The following is a 15,740-nucleotide window of genomic DNA, read 5'->3' as shown; positions in this document are numbered from 1 at the left end:
GTGTTTGCCCGGCCGTGCGGGCACGGCATTGGTGCGGGCCAGTTGCTTGAATTAGAAGGCCTTGATCCGCTACAATCGACGGTTGCCTGTATTTTTGTGCATCTTCGGACGGTATGGCGTCGTCCGGCTTTTTCATGATTGGCCAAGGTCACGGCCAGCTTAGTTGAAGGAATGCGTGTGATGGAATCGGCTGTACCTGAGCGGCAGGGTCTCTACGACCCCGCCAACGAGCACGACGCCTGTGGCGTGGGCTTCGTTGCCCATGTCAAGGGCCAGAAGAGCCATGCGATCATCGAGCAGGGTCTGCTGATCCTGAAAAATATCGATCATCGCGGTGCTGTCGGTGCCGATCCCCTGCAGGGTGACGGCGCCGGTCTGTTGATCCAGATTCCGGACCTGTTCTACCGCGAAGAAATGGCGGCTCAGGGCGTGGATCTGCCGCCGGCCGGCGAGTACGGTGTCGGTATGGTCTTCCTGCCGCAGGAGGCCGCATCGCGCCACGCCTGCATGGAAGAGATCGAGCGTTCGATCGCTGCCGAAGGCCAGCGTCTGCTGGGCTGGCGCGACGTGCCGGTCAATGCCGAAATGCCGATGTCGCCGACGGTCAAGGCCACCGAGCCGGTGATCCGCCAGGTCTTCGTCGGTCGCGGTCCGGACGTCTTCGTCACCGATGCCTTCGAGCGCAAGCTGTACATCATCCGCCGTCGCGCCGCCAACGCGATCAAGTCGCTGCACCTCAAGCACGGCCAGGAATTCTACGTGCCGTCGTTCTCGGCGCGCACCGTCAACTACAAGGGGTTGCTGCTGGCCGATCAAGTCGGTGAGTATTACCTCGACCTCCAGGACAAGCGCACTGTTTCGGCGCTGGCCCTGGTGCACCAGCGCTTCTCGACCAATACCTTCCCGACCTGGGATCTGGCGCATCCGTTCCGCTACATCGCCCACAACGGCGAAATCAACACCGTGCGCGGCAACGTCAACTGGTTCAAGGCGCGTGAGCAGGCGATTTCCTCGCCCATCCTCGGCGACGACCTGAAGAAGGTGTGGCCGCTGCATTACCCCGGTCAGTCCGACTCGGCTGCATTCGACAACGCGCTCGAACTGCTGGTCATGGGTGGCGGCTATTCGCTGGCCCAGGCGGTCATGCTGATGATCCCGGAAGCCTGGGAAAAGCACGCGCTGATGGACGAGAGCCGTCGTGCCTTCTACGAATACCATGCCGCCATGATGGAGCCGTGGGACGGTCCCGCTGCCGTGGCCTTCACCGACGGTCGCCAGATCGGCGCGACGCTCGACCGTAACGGCCTGCGTCCGGCGCGTTACTTGGTCACCGACGACGACTTCGTGGTCATGGCCTCGGAATCCGGCGTGCTGCCGATTCCCGAGAAGAAGATCGTCAAGAAGTGGCGCCTGCAGCCGGGCAAGATGTTCCTGATCGACATGGAGCAGGGCCGCATCATCGACGACAAGGAACTCAAGGATTCGCTGGCCAACGCCCGTCCGTATCGCGAGTGGATCGAGAAAATTCGCATCAAGCTCGACGAAGTGCCGGCCGCCGACGAAACCTGCGCCACGCCGCCGGCGTCGCTGCTCGATCGCCAGCAGGCCTTCGGCTACACCCAGGAAGACACCAAGGTCATCCTTGAGCCGATGGCGACCAACGGCGAAGAGCCGACCGGCTCGATGGGTACCGACTCGGCGCTGCCGGTGCTGTCGAAGAAGAACAAGACGCTGTACGCCTACTTCAAGCAGTTGTTCGCCCAGGTGACCAACCCGCCGATCGACCCGATCCGCGAGGAACTGGTCATGTCGCTGGTGTCCTTCATCGGGCCGAAGCCGAACCTGCTCAATACCGTCGACGTCAATCCGCCGATCCGCCTCGAGGTCTCGCAGCCGGTGCTGACCTGCACCGACATCGAAAAGCTGCGCAACATCGAAAAATACACCTCGAACAAGTTCCGCTCGTTCGAACTCGACATCTGCTACCCGGTGGCCTGGGGCAAGGAAGGCATCGAAGCCCGTCTCGCCTCGCTGGCAGCGGATGCTGAAGATGCCGTCCGTTCCGGTGCCAACATCCTGATCGTCTCCGACCGCAAGGTCGATGCCGAACACGTCGCCATCCCGGCGCTGCTGGCCACCTCGGCCATCCACCAGCACTTGGTCAAGCAGGGCCTGCGCACCAGCACCGGCCTGGTCGTCGAAACCGGTTCGGCACGCGAAGTGCACCACTTCGCCCTGCTCGGCGGTTTCGGTGCCGAAGCCGTGCACCCCTACCTGGCGCTGGAAACCATCAGCGGCATGGCCAAGGGCGATGCCGAGAAGGCCGACAAGTACGTCAAGAACTTCATCAAGGCAGTCGGCAAGGGCCTGTGCAAGGTCATGTCCAAGATGGGCATCTCGACCTACATGTCCTACACCGGCGCCCAGATCTTCGAGGCCATCGGCCTGAAGAAGGACCTGGTCGACAAGTACTTCACCGGCACCCCGTCGAACATCGAGGGTATCGGCCTGTTCGAAGTGGCCGAGGAAGCCATCCGCCTGCACGACGAAGCCTTCTCCGCCGACCCGGTGCTGGCCAACATGCTCGACGCCGGCGGCGAGTACGCCTTCCGCATTCGTGGCGAAGAGCACATGTGGACGCCGGATTCGATCGCCAAGCTGCAACATTCGACCCGTTCCGGCAAGTACGAAACGTACAAGGAATACGCCAAGCTGATCAACGACCAGACCAAGCGTCACCTGACGCTGCGCGGCCTGTTCGAGTTCAAGCCGCAGGGCGAAGCCATTCCGCTCGAGGAAGTCGAATCGGCCAAGGAAATCGTCAAGCGTTTCGCCACCGGCGCCATGTCGCTCGGCTCGATCTCGACCGAAGCGCACACCACGCTGGCGATTGCCATGAACCGCATCGGCGGCAAGTCGAACACCGGTGAAGGTGGTGAGGACGCTAAGCGCTTCCTGCCGCTGAAGGCCGGTCAGACCCTGTCGGAAATCGTCGGTGCCTCGCGCATCGAACGCGATTACGTGTTCAAGGAAGGCGATTCGCTGCGCTCGGCGATCAAGCAGGTGGCTTCCGGCCGTTTCGGTGTCACCACCGAATACCTGGTCAATGCCGACCAGATCCAGATCAAGATGGCCCAGGGCGCCAAGCCCGGTGAAGGTGGTCAGTTGCCGGGCACCAAGGTGTCCGAGTACATCGGCAAGCTGCGTCACTCGGTGCCGGGCGTGACCCTGATCTCGCCGCCGCCGCACCACGACATCTACTCGATCGAAGACCTGGCTCAGCTGATCCATGACCTGAAGAATGCCAATTCGCAGGCCTCGATCTCGGTCAAGCTGGTCTCCGAAGTCGGCGTCGGCACGGTTGCCGCCGGTGTCGCCAAGGCCAAGGCCGACCACATCGTGATCGCCGGCTTCGACGGTGGTACGGGTGCTTCGCCGGTGTCGTCGATCAAGCACGCCGGTACGCCGTGGGAACTCGGTCTGTCCGAAACCCAGCAGACGCTGGTGCTGAACCGCCTGCGTTCGCGTATCCGCCTGCAGGTCGACGGTCAGATGAAGACCGGCCGCGACGTCGCCATCGGCGCGCTGCTCGGTGCCGACGAATTCGGCTTCGCCACCGCGCCGCTGGTCGTCGAAGGCTGCATCATGATGCGCAAGTGCCATCTGAACACCTGCCCGGTCGGCGTCGCCACCCAGGATCCGGAACTGCGCAAGCGCTTCTCCGGTCAGCCGGAACACGTCGTGAACTACTTCTTCTTCGTTGCCGAGGAAGTGCGCGAGATCATGGCCATGCTCGGCATCCGCAAGTTCGATGACCTGGTCGGCCGGGTCGACCTGCTCGACATGCGCGCCGGGATCGAGCACTGGAAGGCCAAGGGCCTGGATTTCACCAAGGTCTTCCATCAGCCCAAGGTGCCGGCCGACGTGCCGCGCCGCCATACCGAAGGCCAGGATCACGGCCTCGACAAGGCGCTCGACCACAAGCTGATCGAACAAGCCAAGAAGGCGCTCGAAAAAGGCCAGAAGGTCCAGATCGAGACGAGCATCATCAACGTCAACCGTACCTGCGGCACCATGCTCTCGGGCGAGGTCGCCAAGCGCTACGGCAACGCCGGCCTGCCGGACGACACCATCCACGTCAAGCTGACCGGCACCGCCGGCCAGGCTTTCGGCGCCTTCCTGGCGCGTGGCGTGACGCTGGAACTGACCGGCGAAGGCAACGACTACGTTGGTAAGGGCCTGTCGGGCGGTCGCATCATCATCAAGCCGAGCCCGGATTTCCGCGGCGACACGCAGCACAACATCATTGTCGGCAACACCGTCATGTACGGCGCGACCGAAGGTGAGTCCTTCTTTGCTGGTGTCGGTGGCGAACGCTTCTGCGTGCGCAATTCCGGCGGCACGGCGGTTGTTGAAGGGGTTGGCGATCACGGTTGCGAATACATGACCGGCGGTACCGTCGTCGTGCTCGGCATGACCGGGCGCAACTTCGCTGCCGGCATGTCGGGCGGCATTGCCTACGTGCTCGATGAGGACGGCAGCTTCAAGCACCGTTGCAACCTGGCTCAGGTGGCGCTGGAGAAGGTGGTTCCGGCAGCCCGTCATGTTGCCGGCGAACCGCTGCACCGCGACCAGGCCGACGAAGTCCAGCTCAAGGAGCTGATCACCCGTCACGCCGAGTACACCGGCAGTGCTACCGCCAAGCGCCTGCTCGCCGACTGGGAAGCCAGCCGCGAGAAGTTCGTCAAAGTCTATCCGCATGAATACAAGCGCGCCCTCACCGAGATGGCCGCCGCAGCACGCAAGGAGGCCGCATAATGGGCAAGCCGACGGGTTTCATGGAGTTCGAGCGCCTGGAAGAGGGCTACGAACCGGTTGAAAAGCGCCTGACCCACTACAAGGAGTTCGTCCAGACCCTGTCTGACGATAACGCCAAGACCCAGGGTGCGCGCTGCATGGATTGCGGCATTCCGTTCTGCAACAACGGCTGCCCGGTGAACAACATCATTCCGGACTGGAATGATCTGGTTTATCGCGGCAACTGGAAGCAGGCGCTGGACGTGCTGCATTCGACCAACAACTTCCCCGACTTCACCGGCCGCATCTGTCCGGCCCCCTGCGAAGCTGCCTGTACGCTGGGCATCAACGCGGCGCCGGTGGGCATCAAGTCGATCGAGCACTTCATCATCGACAAGGGCTGGGAAATGGGCTGGGTTGTGCCGCAACCGCCCAAGGCCAAGACCGGCAAGAAGGTCGCCATCGTCGGCTCCGGCCCGGCCGGCATGGCCGCGGCCCAGCAACTGGCGCGCGTCGGCCACGACGTGACCGTGTTCGAGAAATCGAGCCGGATCGGTGGTCTGCTCGGCTTCGGCATCCCCGACTTCAAGTTGAACAAGTCGGTGATCGACCGTCGCGTCGCGCAGATGGAAGCCGAAGGCGTGGTCTTCCGGACCAAGGTCATTGTCGGCGACAAGGCCATCCCGGCTGGCATCAACAACGATGCCACCGAGACGGTTTCCGCCGCCCAGCTGAAGAAGGATTTCGACGCGGTGATCCTGGCCGCCGGTTCCGAAGTGCCGCGCGATCTGCCGGTGCCGGGCCGTGAGTTCAAGGGCGTTTACGCTGCGCTGGAATTCCTGATTCCGCAGAACAAGGAAGTCCAGCAGGGCATCAAGAATCCGATCAACGTCAAGGGCAAGCACGTCGTCGTCATCGGCGGCGGCGATACCGGCTCCGACTGTGTCGGCACCAGCTATCGTCACGGCGCCGCCTCGGTGACCCAGTTTGAACTGATGCCGGCCCCGCCGGAGCAGGAAGACAAGCCGCTGGTCTGGCCGTACTGGCCGCTGAAGATGCGTACCTCGTCGTCGCACAAGGAAGGCGAAACCATCCGCGAATTCGCCGTTGCCACCAAGGCCTTCGTCGAAGACGGCCAGGGCAACGTCAAGGCCCTCAAGGCCGTGCGCGTCGAATGGAAGGACGGCAAGATGAGCGAAGTCGCCGGTTCGGAGTTCGAACTGCCGTGCGACGCCGCCTTCCTCGCCATGGGTTTCGTCAATCCGGTTGGCAGCCTGCTGGAAGCTTTCGGCGTGGACAAGGATGGCCGTGGCAACGCCAAGGCAACGACCGATGGCGAGGGCTGCTACCGCACCAATGTCGACGGCGTTTACGCTGCCGGCGATGTGCGTCGCGGTCAATCGCTGGTGGTCTGGGCAATCCGCGAAGGTCGTCAGGCCGCTCGCGAAGTCGATGCCTTCCTGATGGGAACGTCCGCGCTGCCGCGCTGATTATTTCCGTGACACTATGGCAAAACCCCGCCGGTTTCGACCCGCGGGGTTTTTGTTTATGTGAAAATGTGGAATCGTTCCAAAGGGGGCAACATGAACAATAATCTACAAACTGCATTCCAGATGACCATGCCGGCGGGTGGCCTTGACGGTCACATGCTGCTGATTCTGGGGATCATGATCCTGGCCGGTATTCTGGGCGGTGCGGCGAATTATTTCCTGGCCGAGCGTCAAGCGGAGTCGGGCGGCAAGGACTGGATCAAGTATCCGGTGTTCGGCATGGTGGCGGCGCTCACCGTTCCACTTTTCCTGAACATGATTTCCAGCACCCTGCTCGAAGGGGCGCGGACCAAGCCGGTCGATTTCTATGTCTTCGCCGGCTTCTGTCTGATTTATGTGGTCGCTTCTCGACGCCTGTTCGAGAATCTGGCGCATCGCCTGCTCGGCCAGATGGAGCAGGTCCGCCGCGATGTCGGCCAGTTGCGCCAGAAACGCGATGAGGCCCTGCTCGTGCCGGCTGCCAAGCCCGAGCCGGAAGTGCCCAAGGCCAAGGAGGTCGATCCGCGCGAAGTCTTGTCGTACAACGATGTCGAAATCCTCCGCGCACTGGCTGAAGAAAGTTTCGTTTATGGCAATCTGGCCGGCGTCTGCGATCGTACCGGCTTGCCGCGCGAATTCGTCAGCCAGCGTCTGACCGTGATGAAATCGCTCGGCGTGATCGAGACCCGGATCAACGACAAGAACGTCCTGCACTGGTTTGTCTCGCAGCGCGGCAAGGCCGTACTGGATGAACTGTTGGGTACTCAGGGTGAGCGCAAGAGCGCCTGAAAACAATCTCGAATAGCAGAGCGGTTTCATGAATATCGTCATTCTCGCTGCCGGCCAGGGCAAGCGCATGCACTCGAACCTGCCCAAGGTCCTGCATCCCGTCGCCGGCAAGCCCTTGCTCGCCCACGTCATCGACACGGCGCGTACGTTGTCTCCGGAAAAACTGGTCGTCGTACGTGGCCATGGCGGCGATGTGGTGCAGGCCAGTGTGGCGGCACCGGACATTGGCTGGGCCGAACAGGCGCAGCAACTGGGGACCGGCCACGCGCTGGCTCAGGCGCTGCCGCAACTCGGCGGTGCCGGACAGACACTGGTGCTCTATGGCGATGTGCCACTGACCACGCCGGAAACCCTGAAGCATCTGCTGCATGCCGCCGGTGACGGCCTGGCTATCCTGACGGTCAACCTGGCCAATCCGACCGGTTACGGTCGCATCGTCCGCGATGCGGCTGGCCGGGTGTGCAGCATCGTCGAAGAAAAGGATGCGACGCTCGCGCAGAAGGCCATTGCCGAGGTCAATACCGGCATCATGGCGATGCCGACGGCGCGGCTGGCCGACTGGCTGGGTGCCCTGAAGAACGACAACGCCCAGGGCGAGTACTACCTGACCGACATCGTTGCCCTGGCCGTTGCCGAGGGCTTGCCGGTCAGTACCGCGCAGCCGGCGGGGGAATGGGAGGTGCTCGGGGTCAACAGCAAGGTCCAGCTGGCCGAACTGGAGCGCCAGCATCAGCGCAACATCGCCGACCGCCTGCTGGTCGCCGGGGTCCGTCTGGCCGATCCGGCACGCATCGATGTGCGCGGCACGCTGACCCACGGTCGCGACGTGGCCATCGACGTCGGTTGCGTTTTCGAGGGGGCGGTTGAGTTGGGCGATGCGGTCGAGGTCGGTCCCTACTGTGTGCTCAAGAATGTGCGTGTCGGTGCCGGAACGCGGATCGCCGCCTTCTGCCACTTCGAAGACGCGGTGATTGGTCCGGACGGCATCCTCGGGCCTTACGCCCGCTTGCGCCCGGGAACCGAACTGGGGCCGGAAGTCCATATCGGCAATTTCGTCGAAGTGAAAAAGAGCCGCATCGGCGCCCAGTCCAAGGCCAATCACCTGGCCTACATCGGCGACGCCGAGATCGGTCAGCGGGTCAATGTCGGTGCCGGCACGATCACCTGCAACTACGACGGCGCCAACAAGTTCAAGACCATCATTGAAGACGATGTCTTCATCGGTTCGGACACCCAGCTGGTGGCGCCGGTGACGGTGGGTCGCGGGGCAACGCTGGGCGCCGGAACGACGTTGACCAAGGATGCACCGGCCGATGCGCTGACCGTATCGCGGGCCAAGCAGATCACCCTGAGTGGCTGGCAACGCCCGGTCAAGGAGAAGAAGTAATGGATGTCTGGTTCATGACCTTTGCCATGGTCTCGTCGCTGCTGCTGGCCTGCGGTGCGGCGTTGCTGCTGGTCGGCTACATCAATACCCTGCCGGCGGCGCTGAATTTCGGCTGGCGCTTTGCAGTGCCGGTGATCCTGCTGCCGGTGGCCGGGCCCTTGTGGTTCGCGTGGACCCGGGGTGAGGAATTCCGCCGGGCGCGTTACCAGTTGATCGGTGCGCTTGTCCTGCTGGCGCTGGCGGCGCTCCTGATTCTTGGCTACGGCCCTTATTTTGCGGAACGACTGGTGGCGGAGATGGCTGAGGCAGCCAAGATGCGCTACTGAGCCTTCGTTTGACAATTTGTTCAGGGAGAAGAAGATGTCCAGCTACACACCCGATTCCCTACGCAGCATTGCCCTGGTCGGGCACGGTTCGGCCGGCAAGACCAGCCTGGCCGAAGCCCTGTTGCATGCCGCCGGCGCCATTCCGGCGCGTGGCAGCGTCGACAAGGGCAATACTGTCTGCGATCACGACGCCCAGGAGAAGGAAGCCGGGCATTCCCTGAACAGCGCAGTCTTTTCGTTCGAGCATGAAGGCTGTCGCATCCATGCCATCGATACGCCGGGCTACCCGGACTTCTCCGGTCAGGCCATCGCCGCCCTGGCGGCGGTCGATACCGTGGTGCTGGTGATCAACGCCCAGGCCGGCATCGAAGTCATGAGCGAGCGGATGATGCAGCTCGCTGCAGAGCGCAAGCTGTGCCGGATGATCGTCATCAACAAGATCGACGCCGATAACGTCGATCTGCCGGCCCTGCTTGCTGATATCCGCGAACGTTTTGGCCGTGAGTGCATGCTGCTCGATCTGCCCGCCCATGGCGGTGCCGATGTCGTCGAAGTGCTCGAACACGACGCCGGCGATGCCGATTTTGCTTCGGTCGCTGCTGCCCACCGCGAGTTGATCGACCAGATCGTCGAGGAAGACGAAGATTTGCTGGCGCGTTATCTCGAAGATGGCGCCGACCCGGCCGGTGCCGAACTGCACGCGCCGTTCGAGAAGGCCCTGCGCGAGGGGCATCTGATTCCGGTGCTGTTCACCTCGGCGAAAACCGGTGCCGGTGTCAAGGAACTGCTGCACGTACTGGCCAGCCTGGCGCCGAGCCCGGCCGAAGGCAATCCGCCGCTGTTCCATCGCGGCGAACCCGGCGGTGAAGTCGAGGCCTTCGCCGCCGTGCCGGACCCGGAAAAGCATGTGCTGGCCCATGTGTTCAAGGTCATTGCCGATCCCTACATGGGCAAGATCGGCGTTTTTCGCGTGCATCAGGGCACGCTGCGCAAGGATATGCAGTTGTTTGCCGGCGACGGCAAACGGGCCTTCCGGGTGGCCCATCTCTATCGTTTGCAGGGCAAGGACTGCGTCGAGGTCGATAGCCTGCAGCCCGGCGACATCGGTGCGCTGGCCAAGGTCGACGACATCGTCTTCGATTGCGTGCTGCACGATTCGCACGACGAGGATCACATTCACCTGACGCCGCTGGCCTTTCCCCGGCCGATGGCCGGTCTGGCCGTCGAGACCCGGAAGAAGGGCGACGAGCAGCGATTGTTCGAAATCCTCGGCAAGCTGGCGATGGAGGATCCAACCTTCGTCGTCGAGCGGCATCCGACCAACAACGAGACGGTGATTCGCGGCCTCGGCGAGATTCACCTCAAGGCCAAGCTGGCGCGCATGGCCGGGCAGTACAAGCTGGAAGTCGACACCCGGCCGCCAAGCATTCCCTACCGGGAGACGATCACCGCGCCGGGCGAGGCGATGCACCGGCACAAGAAGCAGTCCGGCGGCGCCGGGCAGTTTGGCGAAGTGCATCTGCGCATCGAGCCCAAGGGGCGCGGCGAGGGCTTCGAGTTCGTCGACGCGGTCAAGGGCGGGGTGATTCCCGGCGTCTTCATGCCGGCGGTCGAGAAGGGCGTGCGTCAGGCGCTGGCCGGCGGCGTCGTCGCCGGTTACCCGGTCGAGGACCTCAAAGTCACCGTGTTCGATGGCAAGACCCACGCCGTTGACGGCAAGGAAGTCGCCTTCACCATCGCCGGCCGTAAGGCGGTGATCGAGGCCATCCGCAACGCCCGGCCTATTGTCATGGAGCCCATCGTCAGTATCGAGATCGTCGTCCCGGAGGCCAATATCGGCGATCTCTCGGGCGATCTTTCCGGCCGCCGTGGCCACGTCACCGGTACCGAAAGCCGGGGGCGCGGACTGGCGCTGATCACCGGCGAAGTGCCGCTGGCCGAACTCAACGATTACCAGTCACGGCTGAAGTCGCTGACCGGCGGCCAGGGGAGCTACAGCATCGACTTCCTGCGTTACGCGCCGGTGCCGCCGCAGTTGCAGCAGCAACTGGCCAGCCGCTTCCAGTTGCACGACGAGGACGAGTAAGTCCTCAGGCGTCAGCTGGGCCGCTATCGGCCCAGCTGACGGCGGCCAGGAACAGATAGCCGGCGCCGTAGACGGTCTTGATGAACGACGGGCTGTCGGTGTGCGGTTCTAGCTTGCGCCGCAGTCGCGAGATGCGCACGTCGATGGCGCGGTCGCTCGGACTGACGTCGCGCGTACCCATCAGCTTCTCCCGCTGCAGGATGCGGTTGGGGTGATTGACGAACACCCGGAGCAACTCGGCTTCGGCGTTGCTCAGTACGTGCTCCTCGCCATCCTGGCCGCTCAGCGTGTTGTTGCCGAGATTGAAGCGCCAGTTGCCGAAGCAGGCGATCTGGCTGGGCGGGGTGTCGCTGACCGTTTCCCGGCGGCGCAGGATGCTGCGCACCCGGGCCACCAGTTCGCGCGGTTCGAAGGGCTTGAGCATGTAGTCGTCGGCACCCAGTTCCAGCCCCATCACCCGGTCGCTGACGTGGGCCCGGCCGGTCAGGATCATGATCCCGCAAGTGGTCTGCGCGCGGACGCGCTGCATGGCCTCGATGCCATCCATGTCGGGCAGGCCGAGGTCGATGATGCACAACACCGGCGACAGGTTGCGCAGGCGCCGCAGCAGATCGCCGCCGCTGCGGCACCAGGCGGTGCGGAAGCCGAAATCGGCGAGCACCTGTTCGATGATGCGGGCGACATCCGGGTCGTCCTCGACGATGGCTATCAGTTTGCCGCCGTCGTTGTCCTTCACACTGTCCTTCATTGTCTCTCCTTGTTGCCGCTGTGGCGCAGGGCTTCCGCCAGTTCCTGGCGGACGAAGGGCTTGGCCAGGATGGGCTGCTGCTCCTGGCGCGGCCCTTCCTCGTCGGCATAGCCGCTCATCAGCACGATGCGCATCTGCGGGTGATCTCTTTTTATCTGTTCGGCCATTTGCCGACCGTTGCAACTGCCGGGCATCAGGATGTCGCTGACGACAATGCCGATGTCGGGAATCTGTCCGACCATGGCCAGCGCCTGGTCGGCATTCTCGGCCTCGATGACCGGGTGGCCAAGGTCGATCAACTGCTGACGAACGACCTGACGGACGTTCGGATCGTCCTCGACGAGCAGGACCAACTCGCCGCTGGCTTCCGGCAGACCGGGGTCGTCCGGTAAAGGAGTGGCAAGCGGCGCCGCGGTAGCCGGCAGGACGACGCTGACCTGCGTGCCATGGCCGGGCGTGCTCGACAGGCGCATGCCACCGCCCGACTGGCGGATGAAGCCGGCGGCCATCGACAGGCCGAGGCCGCTGCCGAGGCCGAGGCGCTTGGTGGTGAAGAAGGGTTCGCAGGCGTGCGCCAGCGTGTCGCTGTCCATGCCGCAGCCGCTATCGCTGACTTCGATCAGCACGTAGTCGCCGGGCGGGCAGTCGTAGCCGGCGGCGTCGGTTGCCAGCCTGACGGCGCGAGCGGCAATTTCCAGCCGGCCGCCGTCGGGCATCGCGTCGCGGGCATTGACGGCGAAATTGAGCAGGGCGCTTTCCAGTTGCGCCGGATCGACCCGCGCATGAAGTCCGGGATCGTCGCAGCGGATGGCGATGTCGATGTTTTCCGGCAAGGAACGACGGATCAGCCGGCCGAGGTCGTCGACCAGGCGGCTGATCGCCACCGCCTGCGGTTCCGGCGGTTGCTGCCGGGAGAAACTGAGCAGGCGCTTGATCAATTGGGCGCCGCGGCGTGCCGATTGCAGCGCCGGATCGACAAAGTCGGCCACAGCCGGGTCGTTCGGGCGCTGGTCGCTGAGGGCGGCGAGGTTGCCGATGATGACCGTCAGCAGGTTGTTGAAGTCGTGGGCCAGGCCGCCGGTGAGCTGGCCGATGGCTTCCATCTTCTGCGCCTGCAGCAGCGCCGCCTGCATGCGTTTCTGTTCGGTGATCTCGTGCGAGAAAACGAAGAAGCCCAGGGTTTCGCCCTGCGCGCTGCGCTCCGGGACCAGGGTGCTGTGGGCGAAGACCTGCTGTCCCTGGCGCTGCATGTGGTACTCGTAACTGACCTGCTGGCCGGCCAGCGCCCGGCGCACGTAATCGCCGACCTGGGCATAGACTTCCGGGCCGGTCACCTCGATCACCGAGCGCCCGGTGACCTGGCCTTCCGGCAGACCGTACCAGTCCGAATAGCCTTTGTTGGCGTACTGGTAGATCTCGTTGTGGTCGACGTAGCCGATCAGGATCGGGATGGTGTCGTTGATCAGGCGCAGGCGCGCCTCGCTGCGCCCGAGGGCGGCAGCGATCTGCTCTTTCTCGGCATTGGCACGGCGCAGGTTGGCGTTGGCGTTTTCGAGTTGGGCGGTGCGTCGGCGAACCTTCTCGTCGAGCTGCAGGTTCTGGTGTTCGCTCAGGTGTTCGAGGTAGCGCTGCTCGGTGACGTCGCTGTAGAGCGTGACGAAACCGCCGTGCGGCAGCGGTTCGCCGCGCAGTAACAGCAGCCGGCCGTTGGGGCGCCGGCGTTCGCTGACATGGGCGGCGAAGGCGCCGGCAGCGGCCAGGCGCTCGCCCAGCAGCGCTTCGGCATCGCCGGGATCGTATTCGCCACGCTCGATGTTGTAGCGGATGAAGTCGGCGAAGGGCGTGCCGACCCGGGCCAGGTCGGTGGGAAATTCGAGCAGGTCGAGGAAGGGACGGTTCCACGCGACCAGCCGCAACTGGGCGTCGAAGACGCTGATGCCCTGGTCGAGCAGGTCGAGACCGGCCTGCAGCATGTCCTGGCAGCGGGAGAGTTCGGCGGGCGGGTCGGTCGATGGCATCGCGGAGATTCTAGAACATGGCGCAATCATTGGCGGAGTCTGCAATGATTCGTTACATTGCGCCAATACTTGCGCAAGAGTGTTCTGCGATGCTTCTGCCACCAAAAAATAAGACTTGCGTAAAAGGAGAACAGCACTCCAAGCAAGTAACGAGAGGAGATGGGCCGGGCCGTCAGGTCCGGCCATCCTTTTCAGCCGATGTCGTAGCCAGGTCCGCGTTTGCGGGCTGCCGGGCGCCTGTTCGCCACGGGTGCCGTCTACCCTGAAAGGAAGCTGTGAATGAGTAATTACATTGCCCCGCTGCGTGACATGCAGTTCGTGCTCAAGGATATCGCCGGTCTGGAGGAGATCTGCGCCCTGCCCGGCAACGAGGAATGCTCGGTCGACCTGGTCGAATCGATTCTCGATGAAGCCGCCAAGTTCGCTTCCGGTGTGCTCGACCCGATCAATCGCAATGGCGACAATCAGGGCGCCGTGGTCAAGGACGGAGTGGTCACCACCTCGCCGGGCTTCAAGGACGCCTATCAACTGTTCTGCGAAACCGGCTGGAACGCCATGCCGTTCGCCCCCGAATTCGGCGGCCAGGGCTTGCCGGCAGCGGTGACCCTGGCGGTCAACGAAATGTGGAAGTCGGCCAACATGGCCTTCGCCCTGTGTCCGATGCTGACCGGCGGCGCCATCGAGGCGATTGCCCACCACGCGTCCGACGAACTCAAGCAGAAGTATCTGCCGAAGATGGTCGAAGGCACCTGGACCGGCACCATGAACCTGACCGAGCCGAACGCCGGCTCCGACCTCGCGGCGATCAGCACCAAGGCCAGGAAGCTCGACGACGGCACCTATCTGGTGACCGGCACCAAGATATTCATCACCTGGGGCGAACACGATGTCGCCGAAAACATCATTCACCTGGTGCTCGCCCGTCTGCCGGACGCGCCGCCGGGACTGAAGGGTATCTCGCTGTTCCTGGTGCCGAAGTTCCTGGTCAATGACGACGGTTCGCTCGGCGCCCGCAATGACCTGATCTGCGCTTCGCTCGAACACAAGCTCGGCATCCACGGCAGCCCGACGGCAGTGATGTCCTACGGCGACACGGAAGGCGCCGTCGGCTACCTGATCGGCGAAGAGAACAAGGGCGTCGGCTACATGTTCACGATGATGAACCACGCCCGCGTCAACGTCGGTCTGGAAGGCGTCGGCATCGCCGAGCGCGCCTACCAGCACGCGCTGTGGTACGCCAAGGAGCGCATCCAGGGCGCCATCATCGGCGACAAGTCGGGCGAGAAAAAGCCCATCCTGCACCATCCGGACGTTCGTCGTCTGCTCATGGAATGCAAGGCCCGTACCGAAGCCATGCGCACGCTGGCCTATTACGCCGCCGCCCAGATCGACAAGGCGCACGCCGGCGATGCCGCTGCGCAGGCGCGCATCGACCTGCTGACGCCGGTGGTCAAGGGCTGGAGCACCGAGCAGGGCGTCGAGCTGTCGTCGACCGCACTGCAGGTCTTCGGCGGTGTCGGCTTCGTCGAGGAAACGGGGGCTGCGCAGTACTACCGCGATTCGCGCATCACCACCATCTACGAAGGCACGACGGCAATTCAGGCCAACGACCTGGTCGGCCGCAAGCTGGCCCGTGAAAAAGTGCCGGGTGCCGGCATGAAGGCCATGCTCGCCGAAATCAACGCGACTGCCGACGAACTGGCTGCGAACGGCGAACTGGCCGGCATCGGCGCCAATCTCAAGGCCGCTGCCGCCGCGCTGAACAGCGCCACCGACTGGATTCTCGCCACCTATGCCGAGCAGCCGCAGGCCGTGCATGCCGGTTCGGTGCCCTTCCTCAAGCTGACCGGCATCGTTACCGGCGGCTGGCTGATGGCCAAGTCGGCCGGGGTCGCCGCGGCCCGTATCGCGGCCGGCGACGCCGATCCCTTCTATCGCGCCAAGCTGGCGACGGCCGATTACTTCGCCGCCCACCAGCTGCCGTTTGCTGCCGCCTACGCCGCCGAAGTCATGGGCGGTGCGGCCTCCGCACTCGGCCTGGCCGAAGACCTGTTCTGAGG

Annotated in this window: 9 protein-coding genes; 7 read left to right on the top strand and 2 right to left on the bottom strand. The window is 63.8% G+C overall.

Translation table 11 applies throughout. From position 1 onward, the window contains the following. The first annotated feature begins 180 nt into the window (after window positions 1–180). The 6 genes from gltB (at window position 181) to fusA (ending at window position 10,914) form a co-directional block, all read left to right on the top strand. Complete coding sequence (gene gltB / locus AADV58_RS00410) at window positions 181–4,818, top strand: glutamate synthase large subunit (protein ID WP_341743765.1); 4,638 nt, start codon at window positions 181–183, stop codon at window positions 4,816–4,818. Beyond that, window positions 4,818–6,287 (top strand): glutamate synthase subunit beta, encoded by a 1,470-nt coding sequence (locus AADV58_RS00405; RefSeq protein ID WP_341743764.1) that lies wholly within the window; start codon window positions 4,818–4,820, stop codon window positions 6,285–6,287. Before gltB ends, AADV58_RS00405 begins: the two co-directional genes overlap by 1 nt. Before the next feature lie 93 nt (window positions 6,288–6,380). Next, entirely contained in the window at window positions 6,381–7,115 is a 735-nt protein-coding gene (locus tag AADV58_RS00400) for a YEATS-associated helix-containing protein (RefSeq protein WP_341743763.1), read from the top strand. Between the two features lie 28 nt (window positions 7,116–7,143). Next, on the top strand, window positions 7,144–8,502 hold the full coding sequence (glmU, locus tag AADV58_RS00395; protein ID WP_341743762.1) for a bifunctional UDP-N-acetylglucosamine diphosphorylase/glucosamine-1-phosphate N-acetyltransferase GlmU: 1,359 nt from the start codon (window positions 7,144–7,146) through the stop codon (window positions 8,500–8,502). Then, on the top strand, window positions 8,502–8,828 hold the full coding sequence (locus AADV58_RS00390; protein ID WP_028994122.1) for a hypothetical protein: 327 nt from the start codon (window positions 8,502–8,504) through the stop codon (window positions 8,826–8,828). The genes glmU and AADV58_RS00390 overlap by 1 nt, the downstream gene beginning before the upstream one ends. A gap of 34 nt (window positions 8,829–8,862) precedes the next feature. After that, complete coding sequence (gene fusA, locus AADV58_RS00385) at window positions 8,863–10,914, top strand: elongation factor G (protein WP_341743761.1); 2,052 nt, start codon at window positions 8,863–8,865, stop codon at window positions 10,912–10,914. Window positions 10,915–10,918: 4 nt separating this feature from the next. Here the strand turns inward: fusA and AADV58_RS00380 are convergent, their stop codons facing one another. Both AADV58_RS00380 and AADV58_RS00375 read right to left on the bottom strand, forming a co-directional pair. Further along, on the bottom strand, window positions 10,919–11,662 hold the full coding sequence (locus AADV58_RS00380) for a response regulator transcription factor (RefSeq protein ID WP_341743760.1): 744 nt from the start codon (window positions 11,660–11,662) through the stop codon (window positions 10,919–10,921). After that, window positions 11,659–13,680 (bottom strand): PAS-domain containing protein, encoded by a 2,022-nt coding sequence (locus AADV58_RS00375; protein WP_341743759.1) that lies wholly within the window; start codon window positions 13,678–13,680, stop codon window positions 11,659–11,661. The genes AADV58_RS00380 and AADV58_RS00375 overlap by 4 nt, the downstream gene beginning before the upstream one ends. A gap of 279 nt (window positions 13,681–13,959) precedes the next feature. Between AADV58_RS00375 and AADV58_RS00370 the strand changes: the two genes are divergently transcribed. After that, complete coding sequence (locus AADV58_RS00370) at window positions 13,960–15,738, top strand: acyl-CoA dehydrogenase C-terminal domain-containing protein (protein WP_341743758.1); 1,779 nt, start codon at window positions 13,960–13,962, stop codon at window positions 15,736–15,738. The last annotated feature ends 2 nt before the right edge of the window (window positions 15,739–15,740 follow it).

This window comes from Azonexus hydrophilus (assembly GCF_038368255.1).
Taxonomy (GTDB): Bacteria; Pseudomonadota; Gammaproteobacteria; order Burkholderiales; family Rhodocyclaceae; genus Azonexus; species Azonexus hydrophilus.
Note: the sequence above shows the minus strand (reverse complement) of the source record. Positions and strands in the feature narration are given on the sequence as shown.

Excerpts from the sequence above, each read along its gene's own strand:
- fusA (WP_341743761.1), top strand. The coding sequence starts at position 8,863 with ATGTCCAGCTACACACCCGATTCCCTACGCAGCATTGCCCTGGTCGGG.
- AADV58_RS00390 (WP_028994122.1), top strand. The coding sequence starts at position 8,502 with ATGGATGTCTGGTTCATGACCTTTGCCATGGTCTCGTCGCTGCTGCTG.
- gltB (WP_341743765.1), top strand. The coding sequence starts at position 181 with ATGGAATCGGCTGTACCTGAGCGGCAGGGTCTCTACGACCCCGCCAAC.
- AADV58_RS00380 (WP_341743760.1), bottom strand. The coding sequence starts at position 11,662 with ATGAAGGACAGTGTGAAGGACAACGACGGCGGCAAACTGATAGCCATC.
- AADV58_RS00375 (WP_341743759.1), bottom strand. The coding sequence starts at position 13,680 with ATGCCATCGACCGACCCGCCCGCCGAACTCTCCCGCTGCCAGGACATG.
- AADV58_RS00370 (WP_341743758.1), top strand. The coding sequence starts at position 13,960 with ATGAGTAATTACATTGCCCCGCTGCGTGACATGCAGTTCGTGCTCAAG.
- AADV58_RS00405 (WP_341743764.1), top strand. The coding sequence starts at position 4,818 with ATGGGCAAGCCGACGGGTTTCATGGAGTTCGAGCGCCTGGAAGAGGGC.
- AADV58_RS00400 (WP_341743763.1), top strand. The coding sequence starts at position 6,381 with ATGAACAATAATCTACAAACTGCATTCCAGATGACCATGCCGGCGGGT.
- glmU (WP_341743762.1), top strand. The coding sequence starts at position 7,144 with ATGAATATCGTCATTCTCGCTGCCGGCCAGGGCAAGCGCATGCACTCG.